Origin of the sequence: Stenotrophomonas rhizophila (assembly GCF_000661955.1) — a bacterium.
Lineage (GTDB): Bacteria > Pseudomonadota > Gammaproteobacteria > Xanthomonadales > Xanthomonadaceae > Stenotrophomonas > Stenotrophomonas rhizophila.
Genome location: NZ_CP007597.1, coordinates 2,630,597 through 2,656,459, shown reverse-complemented (window position 1 = coordinate 2,656,459; position 25,863 = coordinate 2,630,597). Strand labels below are relative to the sequence as shown.

20 protein-coding genes are annotated in these 25,863 nt (G+C 66.6%); 16 read left to right on the top strand and 4 right to left on the bottom strand.

What is annotated here, in order from left to right:
• Positions 1-91 precede the first annotated feature (91 nt).
• A complete protein-coding gene (locus DX03_RS11300) occupies positions 92-2,464 on the bottom strand; it encodes a 3-hydroxyacyl-CoA dehydrogenase/enoyl-CoA hydratase family protein (RefSeq protein ID WP_038688792.1) in 2,373 nt (790 codons plus the stop codon).
• A 75-nt stretch (positions 2,465-2,539) separates the two neighbouring features.
• Complete coding sequence (locus DX03_RS11295) at positions 2,540-3,202, bottom strand: TetR/AcrR family transcriptional regulator (protein ID WP_038688790.1); 663 nt, start codon at positions 3,200-3,202, stop codon at positions 2,540-2,542.
• A gap of 320 nt (positions 3,203-3,522) precedes the next feature.
• Here DX03_RS11295 and ndk point away from each other — a divergent pair, with 320 nt between their 5' ends.
• The 12 genes from ndk to guaA all read left to right on the top strand — a co-directional run bounded on the left by ndk (position 3,523) and on the right by guaA (position 17,919).
• Positions 3,523-3,948, top strand: a complete 426-nt coding sequence (gene ndk / locus DX03_RS11290; RefSeq protein ID WP_038688788.1) for a nucleoside-diphosphate kinase — start codon at positions 3,523-3,525, stop codon at positions 3,946-3,948.
• A gap of 10 nt (positions 3,949-3,958) precedes the next feature.
• On the top strand, positions 3,959-5,164 hold the full coding sequence (rlmN, locus tag DX03_RS11285; RefSeq protein WP_038688786.1) for a dual-specificity RNA methyltransferase RlmN: 1,206 nt from the start codon (positions 3,959-3,961) through the stop codon (positions 5,162-5,164).
• Positions 5,151-5,948 (top strand): tetratricopeptide repeat protein, encoded by a 798-nt coding sequence (locus tag DX03_RS11280; RefSeq protein WP_038688785.1) that lies wholly within the window; start codon positions 5,151-5,153, stop codon positions 5,946-5,948. The genes rlmN and DX03_RS11280 overlap by 14 nt, the downstream gene beginning before the upstream one ends.
• A 6-nt stretch (positions 5,949-5,954) precedes the next feature.
• The gene (locus DX03_RS11275) at positions 5,955-6,824 is read left to right on the top strand and encodes a RodZ domain-containing protein (protein ID WP_038688782.1); all 870 of its coding nucleotides are present in this window, start codon (positions 5,955-5,957) and stop codon (positions 6,822-6,824) included.
• Positions 6,825-6,882: 58 nt separating this feature from the next.
• Positions 6,883-7,521, top strand: coding sequence for a YfgM family protein (locus tag DX03_RS11270; RefSeq protein WP_038688780.1), 639 nt, complete (start codon positions 6,883-6,885; stop codon positions 7,519-7,521).
• The gene (gene bamB, locus DX03_RS11265) at positions 7,521-8,729 is read left to right on the top strand and encodes an outer membrane protein assembly factor BamB (protein ID WP_038688778.1); all 1,209 of its coding nucleotides are present in this window, start codon (positions 7,521-7,523) and stop codon (positions 8,727-8,729) included. Before DX03_RS11270 ends, bamB begins: the two co-directional genes overlap by 1 nt.
• A 12-nt stretch (positions 8,730-8,741) precedes the next feature.
• Complete coding sequence (gene der, locus DX03_RS11260; protein ID WP_038688776.1) at positions 8,742-10,133, top strand: ribosome biogenesis GTPase Der; 1,392 nt, start codon at positions 8,742-8,744, stop codon at positions 10,131-10,133.
• A gap of 140 nt (positions 10,134-10,273) precedes the next feature.
• On the top strand, positions 10,274-11,413 hold the full coding sequence (moeB, locus tag DX03_RS11255; protein ID WP_038688773.1) for a molybdopterin-synthase adenylyltransferase MoeB: 1,140 nt from the start codon (positions 10,274-10,276) through the stop codon (positions 11,411-11,413).
• A gap of 235 nt (positions 11,414-11,648) precedes the next feature.
• The gene (locus DX03_RS11250; RefSeq protein ID WP_038688772.1) at positions 11,649-13,475 is read left to right on the top strand and encodes a monovalent cation:proton antiporter-2 (CPA2) family protein; all 1,827 of its coding nucleotides are present in this window, start codon (positions 11,649-11,651) and stop codon (positions 13,473-13,475) included.
• 69 nt (positions 13,476-13,544) lie between these two features.
• Positions 13,545-14,429 (top strand): bifunctional methylenetetrahydrofolate dehydrogenase/methenyltetrahydrofolate cyclohydrolase FolD, encoded by an 885-nt coding sequence (gene folD, locus DX03_RS11245; RefSeq protein WP_038688770.1) that lies wholly within the window; start codon positions 13,545-13,547, stop codon positions 14,427-14,429.
• A gap of 355 nt (positions 14,430-14,784) precedes the next feature.
• Entirely contained in the window at positions 14,785-16,242 is a 1,458-nt protein-coding gene (gene guaB / locus DX03_RS11240) for an IMP dehydrogenase (protein ID WP_038692289.1), read from the top strand.
• A 111-nt stretch (positions 16,243-16,353) separates the two neighbouring features.
• Positions 16,354-17,919: a glutamine-hydrolyzing GMP synthase gene (guaA, locus tag DX03_RS11235; RefSeq protein ID WP_038688768.1), complete on the top strand. Its 1,566-nt coding sequence runs from the start codon at positions 16,354-16,356 to the stop codon at positions 17,917-17,919.
• 94 nt (positions 17,920-18,013) lie between these two features.
• On the opposite strand, the gene DX03_RS11230 is transcribed toward guaA, so the two are convergent.
• Complete coding sequence (locus DX03_RS11230; RefSeq protein ID WP_038688766.1) at positions 18,014-18,937, bottom strand: LysR family transcriptional regulator; 924 nt, start codon at positions 18,935-18,937, stop codon at positions 18,014-18,016.
• A gap of 96 nt (positions 18,938-19,033) precedes the next feature.
• Here DX03_RS11230 and DX03_RS11225 point away from each other — a divergent pair, with 96 nt between their 5' ends.
• The 3 genes from DX03_RS11225 (at position 19,034) to DX03_RS11215 (ending at position 21,680) form a co-directional block, all read left to right on the top strand.
• Positions 19,034-19,873, top strand: coding sequence for a type 1 glutamine amidotransferase domain-containing protein (locus tag DX03_RS11225; protein WP_038688763.1), 840 nt, complete (start codon positions 19,034-19,036; stop codon positions 19,871-19,873).
• Between the two features lie 190 nt (positions 19,874-20,063).
• Positions 20,064-20,846 (top strand): 3-hydroxybutyrate dehydrogenase, encoded by a 783-nt coding sequence (locus DX03_RS11220; RefSeq protein ID WP_038688761.1) that lies wholly within the window; start codon positions 20,064-20,066, stop codon positions 20,844-20,846.
• 195 nt (positions 20,847-21,041) lie between these two features.
• Entirely contained in the window at positions 21,042-21,680 is a 639-nt protein-coding gene (locus DX03_RS11215) for a hypothetical protein (RefSeq protein ID WP_038688759.1), read from the top strand.
• A gap of 182 nt (positions 21,681-21,862) precedes the next feature.
• On the opposite strand, the gene ftrA is transcribed toward DX03_RS11215, so the two are convergent.
• Positions 21,863-22,861 (bottom strand): transcriptional regulator FtrA, encoded by a 999-nt coding sequence (gene ftrA, locus DX03_RS11210; RefSeq protein ID WP_038688757.1) that lies wholly within the window; start codon positions 22,859-22,861, stop codon positions 21,863-21,865.
• A gap of 397 nt (positions 22,862-23,258) precedes the next feature.
• Here ftrA and DX03_RS11205 point away from each other — a divergent pair, with 397 nt between their 5' ends.
• Positions 23,259-25,835, top strand: coding sequence for a TonB-dependent receptor plug domain-containing protein (locus tag DX03_RS11205; protein WP_038692287.1), 2,577 nt, complete (start codon positions 23,259-23,261; stop codon positions 25,833-25,835).
• Positions 25,836-25,863: the final 28 nt, after the last annotated feature.

Here is a 25,863-nt window from a genome sequence, read left to right as displayed (position 1 = left end):
ACGGTCGGCACCTACCAGAAGCGGACAGGTGTGCCGACCAACGGTCGGCACCTACCGGGCGCGGACGGGGGCCGTCGCGCCCGGCGCGCCATCAATTGCGCAGCGGCTTGCCGGTCTTGAGCATGTGCGCGATGCGGGCTTGGGTCTTTTCCTGCTGGGCCAGTTCAACGAAGTGCTTGCGCTCCAGGGTCAGCAGCCACTCTTCGTCGACCAGCGTGCCGCGGTCCACTTCGCCACCGCACAGCACGGTGGCGATGCGCACGGCGATTTCGTAGTCGTACGGGCTGATGAAACGGCCTTCCAGCATGTTGACCAGCATCATCTTGAAGGTGGCGATGCCCACGTCGCCGGCCACCTGGATGCGGCGGGCCGGCATCGGCGGACGGTAGCCGCCTTCGGCCAGCGCCAGCACTTCGGCCTTGGCGATATGCAGCGCTTCGAAGCTGTTGAACACCACCTTGTCGGTGGCGCGCATCAGGCCCAGTTCCTTGGCGTTGACCGCCGAGTTGGAGACCTTGGCCATGGCCACGGTTTCGAAGGTCTTCTTCAGTTCGGCGAACACATCACCGCCCGGGCCTGCAGCCTGCGAGGCGCGCACGGCCAGTTCCTTCAGGCCGCCACCGGCCGGCAGCAGGCCAACGCCGGCCTCGACCAGGCCGATGTAGCTTTCCAGCGCGGCCACGCTCTTGGCGCTGTGCATCTGGAACTCGCAGCCGCCGCCCAGGGCCAGGCCGCGTACCGCGGTCACCACCGGCACCAGCGAATACTTGATCGCCTGGCTGGTGCGCTGGAAGTTGTGCACCATCTCTTCGAACTGGTCGACCTTGCCGGCCTGCAGCAGACCGAGCGCGCCGGCCAGATCGGCACCGGCGGAGAAGGGCTCCTTCTGCTGCCAGATCACCAGGCCCTTGTAGTCCTGCTCGGCGCGCTTGATCGCTTCCTGCAGGCCGTTGAGCACGTGGTCGGAGACGGTGTTCATCTTGGTCTTGAAGCTGACCACTGCGATACCGTCGCCGTCGTGCCACATGCGCACGCCGTCGTTCTCGAACACGGTTTCGCCCGGAGCGAACTTCTCGCCCAGCAGCGGATCCGGGAAGCGCTGGCGCTGGTACACCGGCAGCGCCGAACGCGGCAGCTTGGCGTTGCGGGTCGGGCTGTAGCTGCCTTCGGCGGCATGCACGCCGTCGCGGCCATCGAACACCCAATCGGGCAGCGGAGCGTTGCTCATGCTCTTGCCGGCCACGATGTCATCGGCGATCCACTGCGCCACCTGCTTCCAGCCGGCGGCCTGCCAGGTTTCGAACGGGCCCAGCGACCAGCCGTAGCCCCAACGGATCGCCAGGTCGACGTCGCGCGCGGTTTCGGCGATGTCGGCCAGGTGGTAGGCGCTGTAGTGGAACAGGTCACGGAACGTCGCCCACAGGAACTGCGCCTGCGGGTGCTGGCTTTCGCGCAGCTTGGCGAACTTTTCGGCCGGGTTCTTGATCTTCAGGATCTCGACCACTTCCGGTGCGGCGGTGCGGTCGGCAGGGCGGTAGTCCTGCTTCTCCAGGTCCAGCACCACGATGTCCTTGCCGACCTTGCGGAAGATGCCGGCACCGGTCTTCTGGCCGAGTGCGCCCTTGGCAATCAGCGCGTCCAGCCACTTCGGCGACTTGAAGAACTCATGCCACGGATCGTTGGGCAGGGTGTCGCCCATGGTCTTGATCACGTGCGCCATGGTGTCCAGGCCGACCACGTCGGAGGTGCGGTAGGTGGCCGACTTCGGGCGGCCGACCAGCGGGCCGGTCAGGCCGTCCACTTCGTCGAAGCCCAGGCCGAATTCCTGGGTGTGGTGGATGGTGGACAGGATCGAGAACACGCCGATGCGGTTGCCGATGAAGTTCGGGGTGTCCTTGGCGTACACCACGCCCTTGCCCAGCGTGGTGACCAGGAACGCTTCCAGGCCTTCCAGCACGGCCGCGTCGGTGGTGCTGGCCGGGATCAGCTCGGCCAGGTGCATGTAGCGCGGCGGGTTGAAGAAATGCACGCCGCAGAAACGGTGGCGCAGCTGCTCGGGCAGCACGTCGGCGAGCTTGTTGATGCCCAGGCCCGAGGTGTTGGAGGCCAGCACGGCGTGGTCGGCCACGAACGGGGCGATCTTCTTGTACAGGTCCTGCTTCCAGTCCATCCGTTCGGCGATGGCTTCGATGATCAGGTCGCAGTCCTTGAGCTGCTCCAGGCCGGTCTCGTAGTTGGCCGGGGTGATCGCCTCGGCGTAGGACTTGCTGGCCAGCGGGGCAGGGCTGAGCTTGCCCAGGTTGGCGATTGCCTTGAGCACGATGCCATCGGCCGGACCTTCCTTGGCGGGAAGATCGAACAGCACGGTGTCGACGCCGGCGTTGGTCAGGTGGGCCGCAATCTGGGCACCCATGACGCCGGCACCCAACACGGCGGCGCGGCGGACTAGCAGGGAATTGGACATGTCGATAAGCCTTTGTTGGTCTGGCAGCCGGGCAGGGCCCGGCTCTACGGAGGGTTCAGTGGGCAGAGCCCGGCTCTACGGGGTGGAAACGGAGGTCGACGGAGCGTCGGTGACCGCGCTGGCGCGGAAACCGGCTTCGGCGAAGTGGATCAATTCGCGGGCGGCATGGGCACGATGCGCCGCTTCGGTGACACCGGCGGGTCGCTTGATCAGGCCGAAGTCGGCCATCGCATAGGTCAGCGAGCCGGCCAGGAAGTCCAGCCGCCAATACAGCTCTTCCTTGCTCAACTCCGGCACGCAGGCCGCGATGGCCTTGCCGAAGTCGCGCAGCACGTGGCCGTAGTGGTCGGACAGGAACTTGCGCAGGTTGTCGTTCTTTTCCGCGTAGGCGCGGGCGATCACACGGACGAAGGCGCCCCCGGTCTGGCGGTCCTGGGCCATCGCCAGCGCCGGCTCGACAAAGGCGGCCAGCACCGGGCGCAGCTGGCCGGGGTGCTCGCGGCGGGCGCTGTCCAGCTGGGCCAGGCGGGCGGTGGTCATCTCGTCCATGCGCCGGCGGAACACCTCATTGACCAGGTTTTCCTTGGAGCCGAAGTGGTAGTTGACCGCCGCGATGTTCACATCGGCCTGGCTGGTGACCTGGCGAAGCGAGGTCCCGGCGAAGCCATGCTGCGCGAACAGCTCCTCGGCAGCGCCGAGAATGCGGTCCTTGGTGGAGAAATGTGCGGGCTTGGCCATGGGTCGGGCAGGGTTCAATCAAACGATTGTTTGATATTAGACCCGGGGCTGCGCGGGTGCATTGTGCGGCGCACAATGGAAGGAGGGGTTCGTTCATCTGCCCCCGGGTAGTGCCGGCCGCTGGCCGGCAACCCCGTACAGCTGAACGGGCGCGCGTCGCCTGGGGTTCATGGGGTTGCCGGCCAGCGGCCGGCACTACCGCGGGGGCGGGTTACACGTTAGAATTGCCTCACGTATATCAGGCTAAGCCCGCGTTTCGACGCGGGTTTTTTTCATGTTACTCTCGGGCCGATCAGTGGCCCGCCCAACGGAGAATTCCCATGGCGCTGGAGCGCACCCTTTCCATCATCAAGCCGGACGCCGTCGCCAAGAACGTCATCGGTGAAATCTACGCCCGCTTCGAAAAGGCCGGCCTGAAGGTCGTCGCCGCCAAGTACAAGCAGCTGTCGCGCCGTGAAGCCGAAGGCTTCTACGCCGTGCACCGCGAGCGTCCGTTCTTCAACGCGCTGGTCGAGTTCATGATCTCCGGCCCGGTGATGATCCAGGCCCTGGAAGGCGACAACGCCGTCCTGGCCCACCGCGACCTGCTGGGCGCCACCAATCCGAAGGAAGCCGCTGCGGGCACCATCCGCGCCGACTTCGCTGAATCCATCGATGCCAATGCCGCCCACGGCTCGGACTCGGTTGAGAATGCCGCGATCGAAATCGCCTACTTCTTCGCCGCGACCGAAGTCGTCTCGCGCTGAGAGTGATGCCGTGAACGAGGTCGTACAGCCAACCGCCATCCCATCCGTGCTCATCCCGAGCGTGGCTGTGGCCAAGCAGAACCTGCTCGACCTCGATCGCGAGGGTCTGGAGCGCTTCTTCGCCGAGACACTCGGCGAAGCGCGCTACCGTGCCCACCAGGTGATGAAGTGGATCCACCATCACTACGTCACCGATTTCGACGAGATGACCGACCTGGGCAAGGCGCTGCGCGCCAAGCTCAAGCAGCACGCCGAGGTCCTGGTCCCGAACATCGTGTTCGACAAACCCTCCAACGACGGCACCCACAAGTGGCTGCTGGCGATGGGCAACGATGGCAAGAACGCCATCGAGGCGGTCTACATCCCGGACAAGAACCGCGGCACGCTGTGCGTGTCCTCGCAGGTCGGCTGTGCGCTGAACTGCACGTTCTGTTCGACCGCCACCCAGGGCTTCAACCGCAACCTGTCCACCGCCGAGATCATCGGCCAGGTGTGGGTGGCGGCGCGGCATCTGGGCAACATCCCGCACAAGCAGCGTCGTCTCACCAACGTGGTGATGATGGGCATGGGCGAGCCGTTGATGAATTTCGACAACGTCGTGCGCGCCATGAGCGTGATGCGCGACGATCTGGGCTACGGCCTGGCCAACAAGCGCGTGACCCTGTCCACCTCCGGCCTGGTGCCGCAGATCGACCGGTTGTCCGCCGAGAGCGACGTGTCGCTGGCGGTGTCGCTGCATGCGCCCAACGATGCGCTGCGTGAAACCCTGGTGCCGCTCAACAAGAAGTACCCGATCGTCGAGCTGATGGCCTCGTGCGCACGCTACCTGCGCGCCAACAAGCGCCGCGAATCGGTCACCTTCGAATACACCCTGATGAAGGGCATCAACGACCAGCCCGAACACGCCCGCCAGCTGGCGCGGCTGATGCGCCAGTTCGACAACGCCGTGCAGACGTCGCACGCGGGCAAGGTCAACCTGATTCCCTTCAATCCGTTCCCGGGCACCCGCTACGAGCGCTCCGGTGACACCGAGATCCGTGCTTTCCAGAAGATCCTGCTGGATTCGCAGGTCCTGACGATGGTCCGACGCACCCGCGGCGACGACATCGACGCTGCCTGTGGCCAGCTCAAGGGCCAGGTGATGGACCGCACGCGTCGCCAGGCCGAGTTCAACAAGACACTCCAGGATGGGAAAAGCCGGGATGCCGCTGCCTGATTTCCGATTGCCAGCCGTTGTTTTCATCGCGCTGGCATTGGTCGGCTGCGGCAAACAAGGCATGAAGCCCCCCGCCTCCGCGCTGGGGGTGGCCCCCACGTACGAGGTCCGCGACAACGCGGCCACGCGTCGCCGGTTCAATTACCAGGACCAGATGACGCTGGCCGACCGGGCCTATCAGTCCGGCTCGCTGGCGGCGGCGGAGAAAAACGCCCGTTCGGCGCTCAAACTGGACGGCGACCGGCCAGAGGCCTATCTGATGCTGGCCACCCTGGCGGCCCGGCGCGGCGAAGACGTCGCTGCGGGCGGGCTCTACCGCAAGGCGGCCGAACTGGCGCCCGAACGCGGCGATGTGCTCAACAATTATGGCGCCTGGCTATGTACACATGGCCGCGCCGCCGAGTCGCTGGTCTGGTTTGACCGCGCGCTTGCTGCGCCGGGCTATGCCACACCGGCCTCGGCGCTGGCCAATGCCGGTGGCTGTGCGCTGGAGGCGGGCCAGTCCGAACGGGCCGCCCGCGACCTGCGTGCCGCCCTGCAGGTTGAGCCGGGCAACGCCTATGCACTGGAGTCGATGGCGCGCAGCGAGTACGCCCAAGGCCGCTATTTCGAGGCGCGCGCCTTCTCCCAACGTCGTCTTGCGGCTGCACCGGCCACACGTTCCGTGTTACAACTTGCCTCTGAAATCGAGGCGCAGTTGGGTGACACGGTTGCATCCGGTCGCTATCTGCAGCGAATTCGCGACGAATTTCCGCAGGATGCGGCTCCTAATTCCCGGGGTTGAAGCATTGTGATTGATGACCAGACTGTGAACGCTTTTGATGCCGCTGCCGGCTGTGGGGTCCGTCTCCGCCAGGCGCGCGAAGCGGCAGGGCTGACGCTTGAAGCGGTAGGGCAGCAGTTGCACATGCCGGTGCAGGTGGTGAAGTCGCTGGAAGCCGAGCAGTGGGACCGCCTGGGCGCCCCGGTGTTCGTGCGCGGCCAGTTGCGCAGCTATGCGCGCCTGCTGAAGATCGATCTGGGCGAGGTGCTGGAACAGGCCCGGATCGGGCCGGTGGTGCCGCCGCAGCTGGTCAGCCACACCCATACCCCGCGGGCCAGGCGCATTGCCGAGAGCCTCGGCCGCCGCGTGCTCTATGTGGGCATCACCGCCGTGCTGGCCGTCCCGGTCTGGTTTGCCACCCGGGGCCACTTCGACGGCAGCGCCAACACCCCCAATACCGCGTCGCTGGATGTGATCCCGGCGGCCGTTCCGGTGGGCGGCGGTGCCGTTCCTGCCGAGGCGACCCCGGCGGCGCCGGCACCCACCAGTGCCACCACCGGCACCCCTTCGGCGCCTTACCTGGCGTCGCTGACCCCGGTGCCGCGCCCGGCGGCCACCGCGGCGGTGCCGACCGGCGCTCTCAACCTGCAGTTCAAAGGCGACAGCTGGGTCGATATCGCCGCCCCCGACGGCAGCACCGTGGAAAAGGCGCTGATCAAATCCGGCGAAGCGCGCAGCTTCACGCCGGGCCAGGTAGGCCGCATGGTGCTGGGCAATGCGTCGGCGGTCGAGGTTCAGCAGGCCGGCACTATCGTCGATCTTTCGCCGTACCAGCGAGCCAACGTGGCACGCTTTACGGTATCCTCTGACGGCTCCGTGGCCCCAGTTCCGCACTGAGTCGCGTTTCCCAATCCAATTCAAACAGCTCCTCCTTACGGGCGGGGCGAGAGTACGCATGGCGATCGACGACCTGCTCGACGAGCACGAACAAAGTGAACGCGTCCGCGGCTGGCTGCGGAAGAATGGTGTCAGCATCCTCGCCGGCGTGGCGATCGCAATCGGCGGCATCGCCGGTTGGCAGTGGTGGCAGAAGGACCACAGCAACCAGCTGGCCGGCGCCAACGTCCAGTACCAGGCAGTGCTCAAGCACCTGCAGGACAAGGATCTGGCCCAGGCGGCCAAGGGCGTGAAAGCGCTCGACGACGGCAAGGCCAACATTTACTCGGACCTGGCGGCGTTGCAGCTGGCCAAGGCCCAGGTCGAGGCAGGCAAGAACGAAGACGCGCTGGCAACGCTGCGCGCGATCAAGGCTGACCCGGAATTCCAGCCGGTCATCGAGCAGCGCATCGCGCGCCTGTTGCTGGCCACCGGCAAGACCGATGATGCGATCAAGGCGCTTGGCACCGCCAGCGACAGTGCCAGCCTGGAAATCCATGGCGATGCACTGATGGCGCAGGGCAAGCGTGATGCCGCCCGGCAACAGTATGAGAAGGCGCTCAAGACGCTGGACGTGGCAGCGCCGCAGCGGCGCCTGCTTGAAACCAAAGTGATGGATGCCGGTGGCACCGTCACCGATGCTGCGGAGTCGGTGTAATGAAGCATATGGTCATGATCAAGCGCGTTGCCACCCTGGTTCTGCTGGGCGTGGCGTTGTCCGGTTGCACTACCGTCAAGGGGTGGTTCGCCGGCAAGGATGCAGCGGCCAAGAAGGCATTGGAGCCGGCTGAACTGGTGAAGTTCGAGCCGACCGCCAAGGTCGACCGGCTCTGGAGCGTGAACGTCGGCAAGGGCGAGAAGCGCATCGGCGTCCGCCAGGGCCCGACCGTGGCCGACGGCCGCGTGTATGCGGCCGCCATTTACGGCGGCGTGCATGCCATCGACCTGCAGACCGGCAAGAAGGTCTGGACCTGGGAGCCGGCCAAGGAAAAGAAGAAGCCCAAGCTGCGCCTCTCCGGTGGCCCCGGCGTGGGTGGCGGCCTGGTGGTGATCGGGACGCTGGACGGCCAGGTCATCGCGCTGGGTGCCGAAGACGGCGCCGAGAAGTGGCGCGCCAAGGTGCCTGGCGAAGTGATCGCCGCCCCGGCAATCGCCCAGGGCATGGTGTTCGTGCGCAGCAACGACGGTCGCGTGACCGCCTTGGATGCCGAGAACGGCACCCAGCGCTGGTTCAACCCGCGTGAGCTGCCGGCGCTGACCGTGCGCGGCAATGCCGCCGTGGTGGCTGGCCCGGGCGTGCTGTTCGTCGGCAACGATGATGGCAGCGTGTCGGCCCTGGCGATGACCGACGGCCGCACCGTGTGGGACCAGATGGTCGCCAACGGCGAAGGCCGTACCGAACTGGAGCGTATGTCCGACGTGGACGGCGCCCCGGTGCTGGAAGGCAATACGCTGTTCGTGGGCAGCTTCAAGAACCAGACCATGGCGATCGAAGGCCCGACGGGCCGTCCGCTGTGGTCGCGTGATCATGGCGGCGCCGGTGGCGTGGCCCTGACCTCGGGCAATGTGTTTGTCACCGACAACAAGGGTGGCGTGTTCGGCCTGGACAAGAGCAGTGGCAGCGCGATGTGGTCGCAGACCGCCTTGGCGCGCCGTTCGCTGACCGGACCGGCGGTGCAGGGCGACTATGTCGTTGTAGGCGACTACAAGGGCTACCTGCACTGGTTGCGGACAGATAATGGCGAGCTTGCCGCTCGCGCCAAGAGTGGCGGTGACGCGCTCCTGGCGCAGCCGGTAACCGCTGATGGGATTCTGCTGGTGCAGAACGTTGATGGAAAGCTGACCGCATTCCGGTTGGCACAATAAGGAGTTACCGCGATGCTGCCCTTGGTCGCCCTGGTTGGACGGCCGAATGTCGGCAAGTCCACGCTGTTCAATGCGTTTACCCGTACGCGCGACGCGCTGGTCCATGACCAGCCCGGCGTGACCCGGGACCGTAATTACGGTGTTTGTCGTCTTAACGAAGACCACCCGTTCCTGGTGGTCGATACCGGCGGTATCGCCGGTGAAGAAGAAGGTCTGGCCGGTGCTACTGCCCGCCAGGCCCGCGCTGCCGCCGCCGAGGCGGATCTGATCCTGTTCGTCGTCGATGCCCGTGAGGGCCCGATGGACGACGAGATCCTGTCCTGGCTGCGCAAGCTGGCGCGTCCGACGTTGCTGTTGATCAACAAGATCGACGGCATGAACGAAGACACGGTGCGTTCGGAGTTTGCCCGTTACGGGTTCGGCGAAATGCTGACCGTGTCGGCCGCGCACCGCCAGGGTCTGGACGATCTGTTGGACGAAGTCGTGGAGCGGCTGCCTGAAGAGGGCACCACCGAGACCCTCGACACCGATCCGAACCGCATCCGCATTGCCTTCGTTGGCCGCCCCAACGTGGGCAAGTCGACGCTGGTCAATCGCCTGCTGGGCGAAGAGCGCATGATCGCCTCCGAAGTGCCCGGTACCACCCGCGACTCGATCGCGGTGGACATGGAGCGCGACGGTCGCGAGTACCGCCTGATCGACACCGCCGGCCTGCGTCGCAAAGCGCGCGTGGAGGAAGTGGTCGAGAAGTTCAGCGTGATCAAGACGCTGCAGGCGATCGAGCAGTGCCAGGTGGCCGTGCTGATGCTGGACGCGTCCGAAGGCGTGACCGACCAGGACGCCAGCGTGCTGGGTGCGGTGCTCGATGCCGGCCGTGCGTTGGTCGTGGCGATCAACAAGTGGGATGGCCTCACCGACTACCAGCGCGAGCAGGCCGAAGCCCTGGTGTCGCGCAAGCTCGGCTTCGTGCCGTGGGCCGAAGTGGTGCGCATCTCGGCCAAGCATGGCTCGGGCCTGCGCGAGCTGTTCCGCTGCATCCACGCCGCGCATGCCTCGGCGACGCATGAATTCAGCACCAGCGAAGTCAACAAGGCGCTGGAAGTGGCCTACGAGACCAACCCGCCGCCGGCGATCCGTGGTCACGTGTCCAAGCTGCGTTACGTGCATCCGGGCGGCTCCAACCCGCCGACCTTCATCGTGCACGGCACGCGCCTGAAGGACCTGCCGGAGTCGTACAAGCGCTACCTGGAGAACTTCTTCCGGAAGCGTTTCAAACTGGTCGGTACCCCGGTGCAGTTCATCTTCCGCGAGGGTGTGAACCCCTACGAAGGCAAGAAGAACGTGCTCACCGAACGTCAGGTCAAGCGCAAACGGCGCCTGATCAAGCACGTCAAGGGCAAGTGACCCAACGAAGAGCCGGCGAAAGCCGGCTCTTTTCATTGCGGCGCTGCCGGCTGCTGGGCACACGCGAAGGTAGTGCCGGCCGCTGGCCGGCAACCGCGGCAAACCCGCCGCGCGCGCCCCGGTGCGCGATAATCCCGGCCATGCGCACCATCCCCGAACTCACCCCCGCCCAGGCACGCGAACGCGTCGCCCGTGGCGCGTTGCTCATTGACGTGCGCGAAGCGCACGAACGTGCCGCCGGCATGGCCGAGGGCGCGCTCGGCGTCGCCAAGGGCGAGCTACTGGCATCGCCGCCTACGCATCTGCCCGCCACCGATCGCGAGGTGGTGTTGATCTGCCAGAGCGGCAGGCGCTCGCTGGATGCCGCAGTCGCCCTGGCCGACCTGGGCTATACGCAGTTGGCATCCGTGGACGGCGGCACCAACGCCTGGCGGGCCGACGGCCTGCCCTTGGTGCAGCCGCTGCAGACCGACGACGAGCGCGACTTCAACGAGCGCTACGCGCGCCACCTGCTGCTGCCCCAGGTGGGCGTGGCAGGCCAGCAGACACTGCTGACCTCGCGTGTGCTGGTGCTCGGTGCCGGTGGGCTGGGTGCGCCGGCCGCCTTCTATCTGGCAGCGGCCGGGGTAGGGCACCTGCGCATCGCCGATGACGATGTGGTCGAGCGCAGCAACCTGCATCGCCAGATCCTGCACACCGACGCCAGCGTCGGCATGCCCAAGGTGCTGTCGGCGCGCGAACGCCTGTTGGCGCTCAATCCGCACCTGGATGTGGACGCCGTGCAGGTGCGCGTCAGTGCCGACAATGTCGATGCACTGTTGGACGGGGTGGACGTGGTGCTGGACGGCTCGGACAACTTCCCGCTGCGCTACCTGCTCAACGATGCCTGCCTCCAGCACCGCATTCCGCTGGTGTACGGCGCGGTCGAGCGCTTTACCGGCCAGGTCAGCGTGTTTGACGCCGGCCGCCAGCGTGGCCAGGCGCCGTGCTACCGCTGTCTGTTCCCGGAGCCGCCGCCGCCGGAGTTCGCGCCCAACTGTTCTGAAGCCGGCGTGCTGGGCGTGTTGCCGGGAATGGTCGGGTTGCTCCAGGCCACCGAAGTGCTCAAGCTGCTGCTCGGCATGGGCGAGTCGCTGGTTGGGCGGCTGCTGAGTTTCGATGCACTGGGCATGCGTTTTCGTGAGACCCGGCTGCGCCCCGATCCGGACTGTCCGCTGTGCGCGCCAGGGAAGGCGTTTCCCGGGTACATCGATTACGCCGCGTTCTGCAGCGGACCGTAACGCCGGGCGCTGCCTGATTTCGGCGACCGCGTAGCGCCGGGCTCTGCCCGGCTGCATTTCACACGTTGCCGGCGAGCCGGGCAGAGCCCGGCTCTACGTGATTTCAGGACGATCCTCGCCGCCACCCGGCTCATCGTTCTGTTTTCGGCACGATCATGCGCAACATGGATGCTATTGCCGCCCGGCGCTTTGCCCTATCGTTGAGCCATCTAAAGTAGTCCGGGGAAACAACCGCATGGCGGTCGAAGCAGGTGCCAGTGAGCTGGTGAAAGTCGTGGCGCTGCTGGGCGCGGCGGTGGTGATGGTGCCGCTGTTCCGACGGCTGGGGCTGGGCTCGGTGCTGGGCTATTTCGCTGCCGGCCTGGCCATCGGCCCGTTCGGCTTCGGCTGGTTCTCCGACCCGCAGGCGATCCTGCACACCGCCGAACTCGGCGTGGTGATGTTCCTGTTCGTGATCGGGCTGGAAATGCGGCCCTCGCACCTGTGGGGCCTGCGCAACGAAATCTTCGGGCTCGGCACGCTGCAGATCGTGGTCTGCGGCGCGGTGCTCACCGGCGTGTGCATGCTGTTCGGGTTCCCGGTCAACGTGGCCTTCATCGGCGCCTTCGGCTTCGTGCTGACCTCCACCGCGGTGGTGATGCAGCTGCTGGCCGAGCGCGGCGACATTGCCTTGCCGTCCGGGCAGAAGATCGTCTCGATCCTGCTGTTTGAAGATCTGCTGATCGTGCCGCTGCTGGCCGTGGTGGCCTTCATGGCCCCCGTGCAGGCCGACGCCGGCGACAGTTCGCGCTGGGTCAGCGTGGGCATCGGTGCCGGTGCCATCGTCGGCCTGGTGCTGGTGGGCCGGTTCCTGCTCAATCCGCTGTTCCGCATCCTGGCCGCGGCCAAGGCGCGCGAAGTGATGACCGCCGCCGCGTTGTTGGTGGTGCTGGGCGCGGCGCTGCTGATGCAGCTGGGCGGGCTGTCGATGGCGATGGGTGCGTTCCTGGCCGGCGTGCTGCTCAGCGAATCCACGTTCCGCCACCAGATCGAAGCGGATATCGAGCCGTTCCGCGGCATCCTGCTGGGGCTGTTCTTCCTCAGCGTGGGCATGGCGCTGGATCTCACCGTGGTGGCCAACAACTGGCCGCTGATTGTGTCGGGCGTGTTCGCGCTGATGCTGGCCAAGGGCGTGTGCATCTACATCGTGGCGCGCATCATGGGCAGCGACCACCGCCAGGCGCTCGACCGCGGCGTCGTGATGGCGCAGGGCGGCGAGTTCGCGTTCGTGCTGTTTTCCGCGGCCGCAGCGGCCGGCGTGATCGGGGTGGAGGTCAACGCCAACCTGACCGCAATCGTGGTGCTGTCGATGGCGCTCACGCCGCTGTTCGTGCTGCTGCACGACAAGCTGATGCCCGACCGCGAAGTGTCGCTGGATGGCGTTGAAGAAGCCGACGGCCTGTCCGGCAGCGTGTTGATGATCGGCTTCGGTCGTTTCGGTCAGGTGGCCAGCCAGTCGCTGCTGGCGCGCGATGTGGACGTGACCATCATCGACAACGACGTGGACATGATCCACAACGCCGAGCGCTTCGGGTTCAAGATCTACTACGGCGACGGCACCCGCCTGGACGTGCTGCACGCCTCCGGTGCGGGCTCTGCGCGCGCCATCGCGGTGTGCGTCAACAACGCCCAGGACGCCGACCGCATCGTGGAACTGGTCACCCATCAGTTCCCGCAGGCCAAGCTGCTGGTGCGCTCGTTCGACCGCGAGCATTCGCTGCGGCTGATCCATGCCGGTGTGGACTACCAGATCCGCGAGACCTTCGAATCGGCGTTGCAGTTCGGTCAGGTCGCCCTGATGGAACTGGGCGCCGACCAGGACGATGCGCGCGAGATCGCCGAGCAGATCCGCGAGCGCGACGCCGAGCGTTTCGAGCTTGAAATGGCCGGTGGCAGCATGCGCGCCGGGGCGCACATGGTGTTCGGCACGGCGCTGCCGGGCGTGCCCACGCCCACGCCGTTCACCGCGCCCAAGCGCAAGGCACGCACGCTCAACGCCGACGAAGTACCGGAAGAAGAATGACGCGCCGGTGGGCGGGGCGGGCCTAATCGGGGACAATGGCGTCCCCGCCGCCCCCGCCTGCCGCCCTCGATGAGCTCACCGACCCCCGCACCCGCCGTTCCCGCCCGCATTCTGGATGGGCGCCGCATCGCTGAAGACCTGCTGGACAGCCTGAAGGTCCGGGTGGATGCCCGCCTGGCCGCCGGTGGCAGCCGCCCGGGCCTGGCCGTGGTGCTGGTGGGAGGCGATCCGGCCTCGACCGTGTATGTGCGCAACAAGCGCCGCGCCGCCGAGAAGGTGGGCATCGAGGCCTTCGATTACGACCTGCCGGCCGGCACCAACGAAGCGCAGCTGCTTGAGCTCATCGACCAGCTCAACAACGACCCCAAGATCCACGGCATCCTGGTGCAGCTGCCGCTGCCGGGCATTCCCGACGCCAGCCGCCTGATCCACCGCATCGACCCGCGCAAGGACGTGGACGGTTTCCACCCCGAGAACGTGGGCCATCTGGCCCTGCGCGAGTTCGGCCTGCGCCCCTGCACCCCGCGCGGCATCGTCACCCTGTTGGGCCACACCGACCAGCCGGTGCGCGGACGCAACGCCACCATCGTGGGGGTGAGCAACCACGTGGGGCGCCCGATGGGCCTGGAGCTGCTGATTGCCGGCTGCACCGTGACCAGCTGCCACAAGTTCACCCCGCGCGACGTGCTGGAGCGCAGCGTGCGCGACGCCGACATCCTCGTGGTGGCGGTGGGCCGCCCGGGCATCGTGCCGGGTGAATGGGTGAAGCCGGGCGCCGTGGTGATCGACGTGGGCATCAATCGCCTGGATGACGGCCGCCTGGTCGGCGACGTCGGCTTCGAGGCCGCCGCCCAGCGCGCCAGCTGGATCACCCCGGTGCCGGGCGGGGTAGGGCCGATGACCGTGGCCACGTTGATGCAGAACACGCTGGAAGCGGCTGAAGCGGCCGTCTGACCGCCCGTGCCGACCCTGGGTCGGCACATCGCCCGGAAGCCCATGCGGGCTGGGCCCTGTGCCGACCAACGGTCGGCACCTACCGCGGCGGCAATCCCCGGGCGGCAATCCCCGGGCGGCAATCCCCGGGCGGCAATCCCCGGGCGGCAATCCCCGGGCGGTACGCGGCGGCAACCCCCGGTAGAGCCGACCGTTGGTCGGCTGCCGTTGGCGCGGTGGCGCATCGCCCGGGGCACAGCCGACCAACGGTCGGTGCAACCCGTCCGCCGGCGCGACACAGCGTCGCACCGGCCCCCTGCCCAAGCGGGCCGAATCAGGGTAAAATGTCGCGCTTCCCCACATCTCGGGTATGCCGATGCTGCGCATCCAGGCTGAAGCTCTCACCTACGACGACGTCTCGCTCGTCCCCGCACACTCCACGATCCTGCCCAAGGATGTCAGCCTGGAAACCCGGCTGACCCGCGACCTGCGGCTGAAGCTTCCGATCCTTTCCGCGGCCATGGATACGGTCACCGAAGCACGCCTGGCCATCGCCATGGCCCAGCTCGGCGGCATGGGCATCATCCACAAGAACCTGACCGTGGAGCAGCAGGCCGCCGAAGTGGCCCAGGTCAAGAAGTTCGAGGCCGGCGTCATCCGCGACCCGATCACGGTCGGCCCGGAAACCACCATCCGCGACGTGCTGGCCCTGACCCAGGCGCGCAACATCTCCGGCGTGCCGGTGGTGGACGGCGGCGGCCAGCTGGTCGGCATCGTCACCCACCGTGACATGCGCTTCGAGACCGAGCTGGACGATCCGGTCCGCCACATCATGACCAAGAAGGATCGCCTGATCACGGTCAAGGAAGGCGCCGCGTCGGAAGAAGTGCTGCAGCTGCTGCACCGCAACCGCATCGAAAAGATCCTGGTGGTCAACGATGATTTCGCCCTGCGTGGCCTGATCACCGTGAAGGACATCCAGAAGAACACCGATTACCCCAACGCCGCCAAGGACACCGCCACGCGTCTGCTGGTGGGTGCTGCCGTGGGCGTGGGTGGCGACACCGATCGCCGCGTCGAAGCGCTGGTCGCCGCCGGTGTGGACGTGCTGGTGGTGGACACCGCGCACGGCCATTCGCAGGGCGTGCTGGACCGCGTGCGCTGGGTCAAGAAGAACTTCCCGAACGTGCAGGTCGTGGGTGGCAACATCTGCACCGGCGAAGCGGCACTGGCGCTGCTGGACTGTGGCGCGGACGCGGTCAAGGTCGGCATCGGCCCGGGCTCGATCTGCACCACCCGCGTGGTCGCCGGTGTCGGCGTGCCGCAGATCACCGCGATCGACCTGGTGGCCGAAGCGCTGCAGGACCGCATCCCGCTGATCGCCGACGGTGGCATCCGCTACTCCGGCGACATCGGCAAGGCGCTCGCCGCTGGTGCGTCCACCATCATGATCGGTGGCCTGCTGGCCGGTACCGAGGAATCGCCCGGCGAAACCGAGCTGTTCCAGGGCCGTTCCTACAAAAGCTACCGCGGCATGGGCTCGCTGGCCGCGATGGAGAAGGGGTCCAAGGACCGCTACTTCCAGGACGCCTCCAGCGCCGACAAGCTGGTGCCCGAAGGCATCGAAGGCCGCGTGCCGTATCGCGGCCCGGTGGGCGGCATCATCCACCAGCTGATGGGCGGCCTGCGCGCCACCATGGGCTACGTGGGCTGCGGCACCGTCGAAGACATGCGCAGCAAGCCGAAGTTCGTCAAGATCAGTGGCGCCGGCCAACGTGAGAGCCACGTCCACGACGTGCAGATCACCAAAGAGCCGCCGAACTACCGCGCCTGATGCGGCATGAGCAAAGAGGAACGAGGAAGCTGATTCCCGTTCCTCTTTCTCTATCGGCCGCCGGTTTTCGTATTCGTTTCCTGTTTTCTTTCCTGCATTGCCCAGGGCGCCATGACCAACATCCATAACGACAAGATCCTCATCCTCGATTTCGGTGCTCAGTACACCCAGCTGATCGCGCGCCGCATCCGCGAGCTTGGTGTGTACTGCGAAATCTGGGCATGGGACCACAACCCGGCCGAGATCGCCGCGTTCGGCGCCAAGGGCATCATCCTGTCCGGTGGCCCGGAATCGACCACGCTGCCGGGCGCGCCCGCCGCGCCGCAGGAAGTGTTCGACAGCGGGCTGCCGATCTTCGGCATCTGCTACGGCATGCAGACCCTGGCCGCCCAGCTCGGTGGCGCCACCGAAGCGGCCGACCAGCGTGAGTTCGGCCATGCCGAAGTCAACGTCGTGCACCCCGATGCGCTGTTCAAGGGCCTGAGCGACCACGGCGGCGAGCCGAAGTTGAACGTCTGGATGAGCCACGGTGACCACGTCTCCGTCGCCCCGCCGGGCTTCACCGTGACGGCCGTGACCGATCGCATCCCGGTGGCCGCGATGGCCAACGAAGAGAAGCGCTGGTACGGCGTGCAGTTCCACCCGGAAGTGACCCACACCCTGCAGGGCCAGGCGCTGCTGCGCCGCTTCGTGGTGGACGTGTGCGGCTGCGAAACCCTGTGGACCGCCGCCAACATCATCGACGACCAGATCGCCCGCGTGCGCGAACTGGTGGGCGATGACGAAGTCATCCTGGGCCTGTCCGGCGGCGTCGATTCGTCGGTCGTGGCCGCGCTGCTGCACAAGGCGATCGGCGACAAGCTGACCTGCGTGTTCGTCGATACCGGCCTGCTGCGCTGGCAGGAGGGCGACCAGGTGATGGCGATGTTCGCCGAGCACATGGGCGTCAAGGTGATCCGCGTGAATGCCGCGGACCGCTATTTCAGCAAGCTCGAAGGCGTGAGCGACCCGGAAGCCAAGCGCAAGATCATCGGCAACCTGTTCGTGGACATCTTCGATGAAGAGTCCAACAAGCTGAGCAATGCCAAGTGGCTGGCGCAGGGCACCATCTACCCGGACGTGATCGAGTCGGCCGGCAGCAAGACCGGCAAGGCACACGTGATCAAGAGCCACCACAACGTGGGCGGCCTGCCGGAGCACATGAAGCTGGGCTTGGTGGAGCCGTTGCGCGAGCTGTTCAAGGACGAAGTGCGCCGCCTCGGCGTCGAACTCGGCCTGCCGCGCAGCATGGTCTACCGCCACCCGTTCCCGGGCCCGGGCCTGGGCGTGCGGATCCTGGGCGAAGTGAAGCGTGAGTACGCCGAACTGCTGGCCAAGGCTGATGCGATCTTCATCGACGAACTGCGCAAGGCGGATCTGTACGACAAGACCAGCCAAGCGTTTGCGGTGTTTCTGCCGGTGAAGTCGGTGGGCGTGGTGGGCGATGCGCGGGCTTATGAGTGGGTGATTGCGCTGCGTGCGGTGGAGACCATCGATTTCATGACGGCGCATTGGGCGCATCTGCCGTATGAGTTCCTGGGTACGGTGAGCAACCGGATCATCAATGAGTTGCGGGGGGTTTCAAGGGTTGTCTATGACATCTCGGGGAAGCCGCCGGCGACTATTGAGTGGGAATGAGTTGAAAGAACGAGGGCGCCGAGAGGCGCCCTTGTTGATTTGGTTTATCGGAAAAATTAGTTGAAATCCGACACCCCCAGCGAGCATCGCAGTCTCAACCAACGCCGTCCTCAACCACGGACCCATTCCCCACCAGCAGCTCAATCATCGCCCGCGCTGCTGCCGACTGGCGCCGATGCGGCGCATAGATCACCGAGAACGGACGCGACCGCCCACGCAGCTGCGGCAGCACTTCCACCAGTTCCCCACGCTGCAGCCGCCCGCGCACGATGAACTCATAGCTCTGGCAGATGCCGATCCCCTGTTCGGCCAGCGACACCACGCCCAGCACATCGTCGGATGTCTCGATGGACGAACGCGGTACCCAATCCACGTCGTGCCCATCGTCGCGGAACACCCACGGCGCCAACCGCCCGGTGCGCGGCATGACAAACGGCAGGCACAGGTGCTGCTGCAGATCGTCCAGCGTCTGCGGAGTGCCGCGGCGCTGCAGGTAGTCCGGCCCGGCCACCAGCAGCAGCGGGGCGTCTTCCAGCTTGCGCGCCACCAGCCCGCTGTCCGGCAGCTGGCCCAGGCGGATGGCCAGGTCGAAGCCTTCAGCCACCAGGTCCACGTTGCGGTTGGTGATGTTCAGTTCCACCTGCACCTGTGGGTACTGCTGCGCAAAGCGCGCCAGCACGGGCGGCAGGCGGTAATGGCCATAGGTGGTCGGCACGCTCAGGCGCACGCGGCCGGCCAGCGCGCCGTCCTGGCCCTGCACGTCGCGTTCGGCATCGTCCAGCAGGCCGAAGGCGGTGCGCACCTGTTCCAGATAGAGCCGCCCGGCGTCGGTCAGGCCTACGCGGCGGGTGGTCCGCTGCAGCAGTTGCCGGCCCAGCCGGGCTTCCAGGCGAGTGACCGCGCGGCTCAGCACCGACGGGGTGGTGGACAGCGCCACCGCGCCGGCGGTGAACGAGCCGTGCTCGACCACCGCCATGAACACCTCCACATCGCCCAGGTAGTCGAACTTGCGGCTCATTTGGCTCTCCGGGGAACAGATGTTTTGCGATGGGGCCAATTTATCGCCGCCGGGGCGATGAATAAAGTGGCGGGCATTCCCCGATAGGAGCTCCCCATGAACCTGATGACCCGGCTGGCCGCAGCACTGGCCCTGACCCTGGCCGCTACCGGCGCCCATGCCGCCAACGTGCTGGTGGTGCTGTCCGACGAGAACCGCCTGGACCTGAAGGACGGCAAGGTGCTGTCCACCGGCTTCTATCTCAACGAACTGATGCAGCCGGTCAAGCTGCTGCTGGACGCGGGCCACGAAGTGACCTTCGCTACGCCGCAGGGGCGGGTGCCAACGGTGGATGCGTCATCGGTGACGCCGGCGTATTTCGGCGACGATGCCGCGCAGTTGAAGGCGCATAAGGATCTGCTGGAGAAATTGGCGTTGACCTCGCCGACGGCGTCGCCGGTGGTCAGCCTGGCGCGCATCGAGCAGCAGGGCTACGCGCACTTCGATGCGGTCTACATCCCCGGTGGTCACGCGCCGATGCAGGACCTGCTGAAGAGCCCGGCGCTGGGCCGGTTGCTGGCCGATTTCCACCAGCGCAACAAGACTACCGCGCTGGTCTGCCACGGCCCGATCGCGCTGCTGTCCACGCTGCCTGATGCCGAGGGCTTCGTAGCGACGCTGGACGCCGGTGCCATGCCGAGCACGCCGAAGTGGATCTACAGCGGCTACCAGATGACCGTAATCAGCAACCAGGAAGAAGAACAGGCCAAGCCACTGCTGGGTGGCGGTGAGATGAAGTTCTATCCGCAGACCGCGCTGCAGCGGGCGGGTGCACGGTTCAGCAGCAACACCACGCCGTGGACCGCCCATGTGGTAGTGGACCGCGAGCTGATTACCGGGCAGAACCCGGCTTCGGCGTTGGAGGTGGGGCAGCGGCTGGTTGAGCGGTTGAAATAAGCCGGTTCGTTCTGAGCGCGTGTGCTTGCGGAGAATTCCTCGCGAACTGCGCGGGATCTCCGCCAGTTGGTGAGGCGCGTTATCCCGGACGCCTTCATGGCCGTCGGCGGCAAGAGGCCACGGTCACGGCATGCGCTGATGGGCTTCCCGGCCGCTACACTGACCGCCTACGCCCGATGGAATCTCGCCCATGTTCACTGGAAAAGTCGCGGTGGTTACTGGCTCCACCAGCGGTATCGGTCTTGGCATTGCCACTGCGCTCGCGCGGAAAGGCGCCAATATCGTGCTGAATGGATTTGGCGATGCGGTGGAGATCGAGAGAATCCGTTCCCGCCTGGAGACCGAGTTTGGCGTAAGGGTGGCGCATGATGGCGCCGACCTTTCCCGTGGTGAGGCGGTGCGGGAAATGATTGCCCAAGCCGTTGAGAAGATGGGGCGCATCGACATCCTGGTGAACAATGCGGGCATCCAGCACACCGCTTCGATCGAGGAGTTTCCCGTGGAAAAGTGGGATGCAATCCTCGCGCTGAATCTATCGGCGGTGTTCCATGCAACGGCGGCGGCCTTGCCCTACATGAAGCAGCAGGGATCCGGCCGCGTGATCAACATCGCGTCGGTGCATGGACTGGTTGCGTCGGTGAACAAGTCTGCTTATGTGGCGGCGAAACATGGCGTGGTGGGATTCACCAAAGTGACGGCGCTGGAGAACGCGGGCACGGGCATCACGGCCAATGCCATCTGCCCCGGTTGGGTGCGAACGCCTCTGGTCGAGCAGCAGATCACCGCGTTGGCGGAACGGGAGGGAACGGATAAGGAGTCCGCCGCGCGCGCACTGCTGGCCGAAAAACAGCCCTCGTTGCAGTTTGTGACGCCCGAGCAGCTCGGCGAAATGGTGGTCTTCCTGGCCTCGGACGCCGCTGCTCAGATTACCGGCACGGCACTTCCGATGGATGGTGGCTGGACAGCCCGCTGACTGGCCGGTTGTGCCGGCCGCTGCAGCATCGGCAGCGCCACCCGGTGTGCTACCCGCGCGCCGTGATCCACGCACCAGGCGCAGCATCCTGCCCATGCCGCTGGCAGAACCGGCCGGGGTGACGATGCTGCCTTATCGAATTCCGCCGTCAGGCGCTACAGTTCGCGGTTCCACCCGTACCTGCAAGGAAGCACGATGTCAGAGCTGGATTACCGCGCCTTCTACCGCCTGTTGGCTGCTGAAGTGCGCGCCTCGACGGACGTCGGCCAGTCCATGCAGACGCTGTTGGCCTGGGGCGACCAGCGCATCCCGCACCCGTCCTGGGCGGCGCTGGCGAAACTTGATTGTTCGGCAGAGAGTGCCGGCGTGGGCAAGTGGCTCACCCGTGTGCTGCGGCGGGCGCCGTGCCCCTTCCCGGTGCGCGCGATCTACTTCGGGCTTGGCGAACGTGCCACCCGCGACCGCGTGGAATTTGCGGACCTGTATTTCGGTCTGTTGAGTCACTACGAACCGGAGGACAAGGCCTGCGAGTGGTTGTGGCGCAACCCCAGCCACTATCCCGACAAGGCCTACCTCGGCTCGGCAACCTTGAAAGCGGCCGGCGTGATCTGCAACGCGGACGAGGTCGCCGGACTGGGCACGCCCGGCCACATAGTGTTTGCGTTGGCGTTCGCAACGTTGCTGCTCCGGGCTTCGCTGGACGGAAGCATCCATCAGCTGCTGGGTGCGGTGGAGCCGGTGGGTGTGGTCGTTGGCTTCGATTCGGGCGACCTGTTCCGGCTGGGGGAGCTCCATAGCGATGGTTTCCGGCCCACAAAAGGTGCAATGACCTAGGGAGCGCGGGAGTGCGGCCTGCACAATGCCGCATCGCCGACATGCGCGCGACCTGCCCGTGAACCGAGCTGGATGATGGGCTGGTGCTGTTCGTGATCGGCTTCGCGCTGCAGTGTTGGCATATCCGTGCGCAGTCGCACGGCGCACGCCAGTTGCAGCGCGCCGGATGAGGCAGTCGCCGGTCAGCAGCCCGGGCCGCGCGCCGTGGCAGCTTCCCGGTGCCGGTCGCGATAGGTCGCCGGGCTGAGCGCGGTCTGCCCGCGGAAATGACGCCTGAACGATTCCTGCGATCCAAACCCGGCCTGTTCGGCCACCCAGTGCAGCGGGCGGTCGGTGGTTTCCAGCAGCTCGCGCGCGTAGGCCACGCGCTCGCGGATCAGCCAGTCGATCGGTGACAACCCGGTCGCGTCGAGGAACTGCCGCTGCAGTGTGCGTTGGCTGAGTGCGGCCTGTTCGGACATGCTCTTGAGCGAGTGCTCCTCGCGCAGGTTGCGGCGCAGCCATTCCATCAGCCGGGCAAGCCGGGTGGGTTCACCCACCGGTATCGAGCGCACCACGCGCTGGCTGCGCTCGGCATCCCGCCACGGTGCCAGCACCAGCCGCTCGGCCACCAGGTTGGCCACGCGCGCGCCGTAATCCTTGCGCACCAGGTGCAGCATCATGTCCATGCCGGTGGCCGAACCGGCCGAGGTGATGATGCTGCCCTCGTCGACGTACAGCGCGTTCTCGCGCACGCGCACGTTGGGAAATTCGCGGGCGAGGGTGTCGGTGAGCCGCCAGTGAGTGGTGGCGCTGCGGCCGTCGAGCAGGCCGGCCCACGCCAGCACGAAGGCGCCCGAACAGATCGAGGTGATGCGTGCGCCGCGCTGGTGGGCGCGAATGAGCGCATCCAGCAATACCTGCGGCGGCCGCTCGGCAGGATCACGCCAGCCGGGCACCACGATGGTGTCGGCGTGCTCCAGCGCCTCCAGTCCGTAAGGCAGCTGCACCTGGGTGCCGCCGAGCATGCGCAGCGGTCCCGGTTCGGCGGCGCACACCTGGGTGGTGTACCAGGCCACGTCCAGCTCGGGGCGGATGGGGGCGAACAGGCCGACGGCGCAGCCGAACTCGAACAGGCCCTGGCCGTGGCAGGCCGCGATGGCAACGGTGGGCGGGGTGTGCGGGTCATGGGGGGAGGGCATCGTTTGATGCTAGCGGGGTGGGCGCTGCCACGCAGGGCGGGGCGCTAATGACGTCATGACATCGGGATATATGGCTGCCGATGTCGCGCATCGACGCACGGCGATGGGGGCATCCACGCAGGGTGTGCACGCGGCGTCGGCGTCTAACGACATGCCGAACGGGCATGTGCGTGGCGCGATGTTGCGGGTGGGTGGCGCGTGAACGGCTGTTGCGCGCTGCGTGCAGGCCATTGAATGGAGGCCTGTTTCCGATCAGGCCCTGAGATGTCCTTGCCCTCTCTGTCGCGATGTTGCCGGTGCGCTGCGCCCAACGCGAGCTGATGCCCTGTGACGCACCGTCGCGGACCTGACCGTCCTCCTTCCTTCAAGAGTCCCCATGCCTCCTGCCTTCCGCTCCCTGCCTGCGGCACGCGTGCCGACGCTGACCTCCCTGTCTGTTCTGATCGCGCTTGCACTGGGTGCAGGCGCTGCCCACGCCGCCGGACCGGAGGCACCGCCCGAGACGGTGGTGGCCTCCGGTACCGCCGCCGCGTCCACGCTGGATGCGGTGGTGGTCACCGGCTCGCGCACCAGCAACCGCACGGTCAAGAACAGCTCCACGCCCATCGATGTAATTTCGGCCGAGGACCTGGCGTCCACCGGGCAGGCGAACCTGCTGGAAGCGCTGCAGCGCAGCCTGCCGTCGCTGAGCCAGATCGGTGGCTACCAGAGCGACCAGGAGAGCCTGATCCGTGGCTACCAGCTGCGCAACCTGTCGCCGGGGTACACGCTGGTGCTGGTCAACGGCAAACGCCGCAACGCCAGTGCCTATGTCAGCGGCGCCAACGGCGGCGGCTACCCGGGTCATGCCTGGACCGACCTCGCGTTGATTCCGGTAGCGGCCATCGACCATATCGAAGTGCTGCGCGATGGTGCGTCCGCGCTGTATGGCTCCGACGCGATCACCGGGGTGATCAACGTGATCCTGAAGTCGAACGCGCACGGCGGCGATGTGTCGGTGGAGAGCGGGCAGAGCATCGATGGTGATGGCACCCGCACCAGCGTGCGCGCCAACATCGGCCTGCCGTGGGGGCAGGACGGGTTCGTCAGCCTGTCCGGCGAGAACACCCGCCAGCACCATGCGATCCGCACGCGGCGCTACATCGATGCCTACCTGAGCTACCCGGCGCTGGACGCCAGCGGCAACCCGGTGGCGCTGCGCCCGAACAACCGCCTGCCTGCCGGCACCACGCCGAACCCGGCCGAGGCATCGCGCGATCCGGAAGCCAACACGATCCTCAGTTCGCCGTCCTATGCGCTCACCGCGCTGTCGGTGAATGCAGGCCATGGCCTGGGCGAGAACGCGCAGTTCTACGCCACGGCGACGGCCAGCGACCGCACCGCACAGGCCATCCAGAACTTCCGCCTGCCGGCGACGATCTTCGGCACCTACAAGGCGCCGAGCGTACTGAACGTGTGGCCCGACGGCTTCCTTCCGGTACTGGAAACCAAGGAGAAGCAGTACACCGGCACCGCCGGGGTCAAGGGTCACTGGGGTGGCTGGGACATCGACGGCAGCCTCACCGGCAACCGCAACACGGTGCGCACCTATACCCGCCACTCGGCCAACTTCTCGCTGGCCTATCCCGGTGCGCCCACTGATTTCTATGACGGCAAGCTGGACTACCAGCAGGGCATCGCCAACCTGGATCTGCGCCGTGGCTTCGACGTGGGCGCCTTCGCCTCGCCGCTGGAGGTGAGCGCGGGTGCCGAATACCAGCACGAGCGCTACGAGCGCGGGGCCGGGCAGTGGGAGTCGTACACCGGCTTCGGTGCGGCCGCCTTCGTGGGCTATTCCACCGCCGATGCGGTGGAGGCCACGCGCAACAGCAAGGCGGTGTACGTGGGGGCGGCGACCAACGTGACCTCGCGCTGGTACCTGGATGCCGCGGCGCGCTGGGAAGATCACTCTGATTTTGGCAGCGTATCGACCGGGCGGCTGACCACGCGCTTTGATGTGACCGATGCGTTCGGCGTACGCGCCACGGTGAGCAACGGCTTCCATGCCCCGAGCCTGGGTGCGCAGTATTACCAGGCCACCGGCAGCTGCCCGTGCGGCACCACGCTGGTGGCGCAGGTGTCCTCGCCGGCGGCGCTGGCACTGGGTGCCACGCCGCTGCAGCCGGAGAAGGCCGACAACTACAGCCTCGGCGTGACCTGGGACCCGAGCGCGGCGTTCCACCTGGCCCTGGATGCCTACCAGATCGACATCCGCGGCCAGCTCGGTCAGTCCAGCCAGATCGGTTACAACGCGCAGGACCCGGCGCGCATCACCGACAACAGCGGCACGGTGCTGAGCGCCGCGCAGAAGAACACGATCGATGCGCTGCTGGGCACGGCGGGTATCAGCATCCTGCCCGGCGATGCGTTCTACGCCAGCTACTTCACCAACGTAGGTGATACCCGCACGCGGGGCCTGGAGCTGACCGTGGAAGCCAACCAGGAAACCGCCTGGGGCAAGCTGCGCTGGAGCTACGCCGCCAACGTGGGCCGCACCACCATCCAGAAAGTGCGCGACATCCCCGCGGTGCTGCAGGGGCTGCCCAACATCAACCTGCTGACCAAATCGAGCGAGTACGCACTGCGTTTCCGCACGCCGTCCTACACGCAGGTGGCCGGGCTGGGCTGGCAACACGGGCGCTGGCGCTCGAATGTGGATTTCACCTACTACGGGCCGATCAAGCGCCTCAACAACGGGGTGGAGTACAAGCAGCCGCCGGTGCTGGTGACCAACCTGTCCGGCAGCGCGGAGCTGGGCGGTGGCTGGAGCGCGGCGCTGGGCATCAACAACGTGTTCGACAAGCGCACCCGCAAGGTGCCCGAGTACGCCCGCAGCGCCACTGACGTGGCCAGCATCGAAACCACCTGGGACACCGGCGATGTGCTGAGCACCATCGGCGCGTTCTGGTATGGGCGCATCAACTACCGGTTCTGAGCAAACGCATCCGACCAACGGTCGGCTC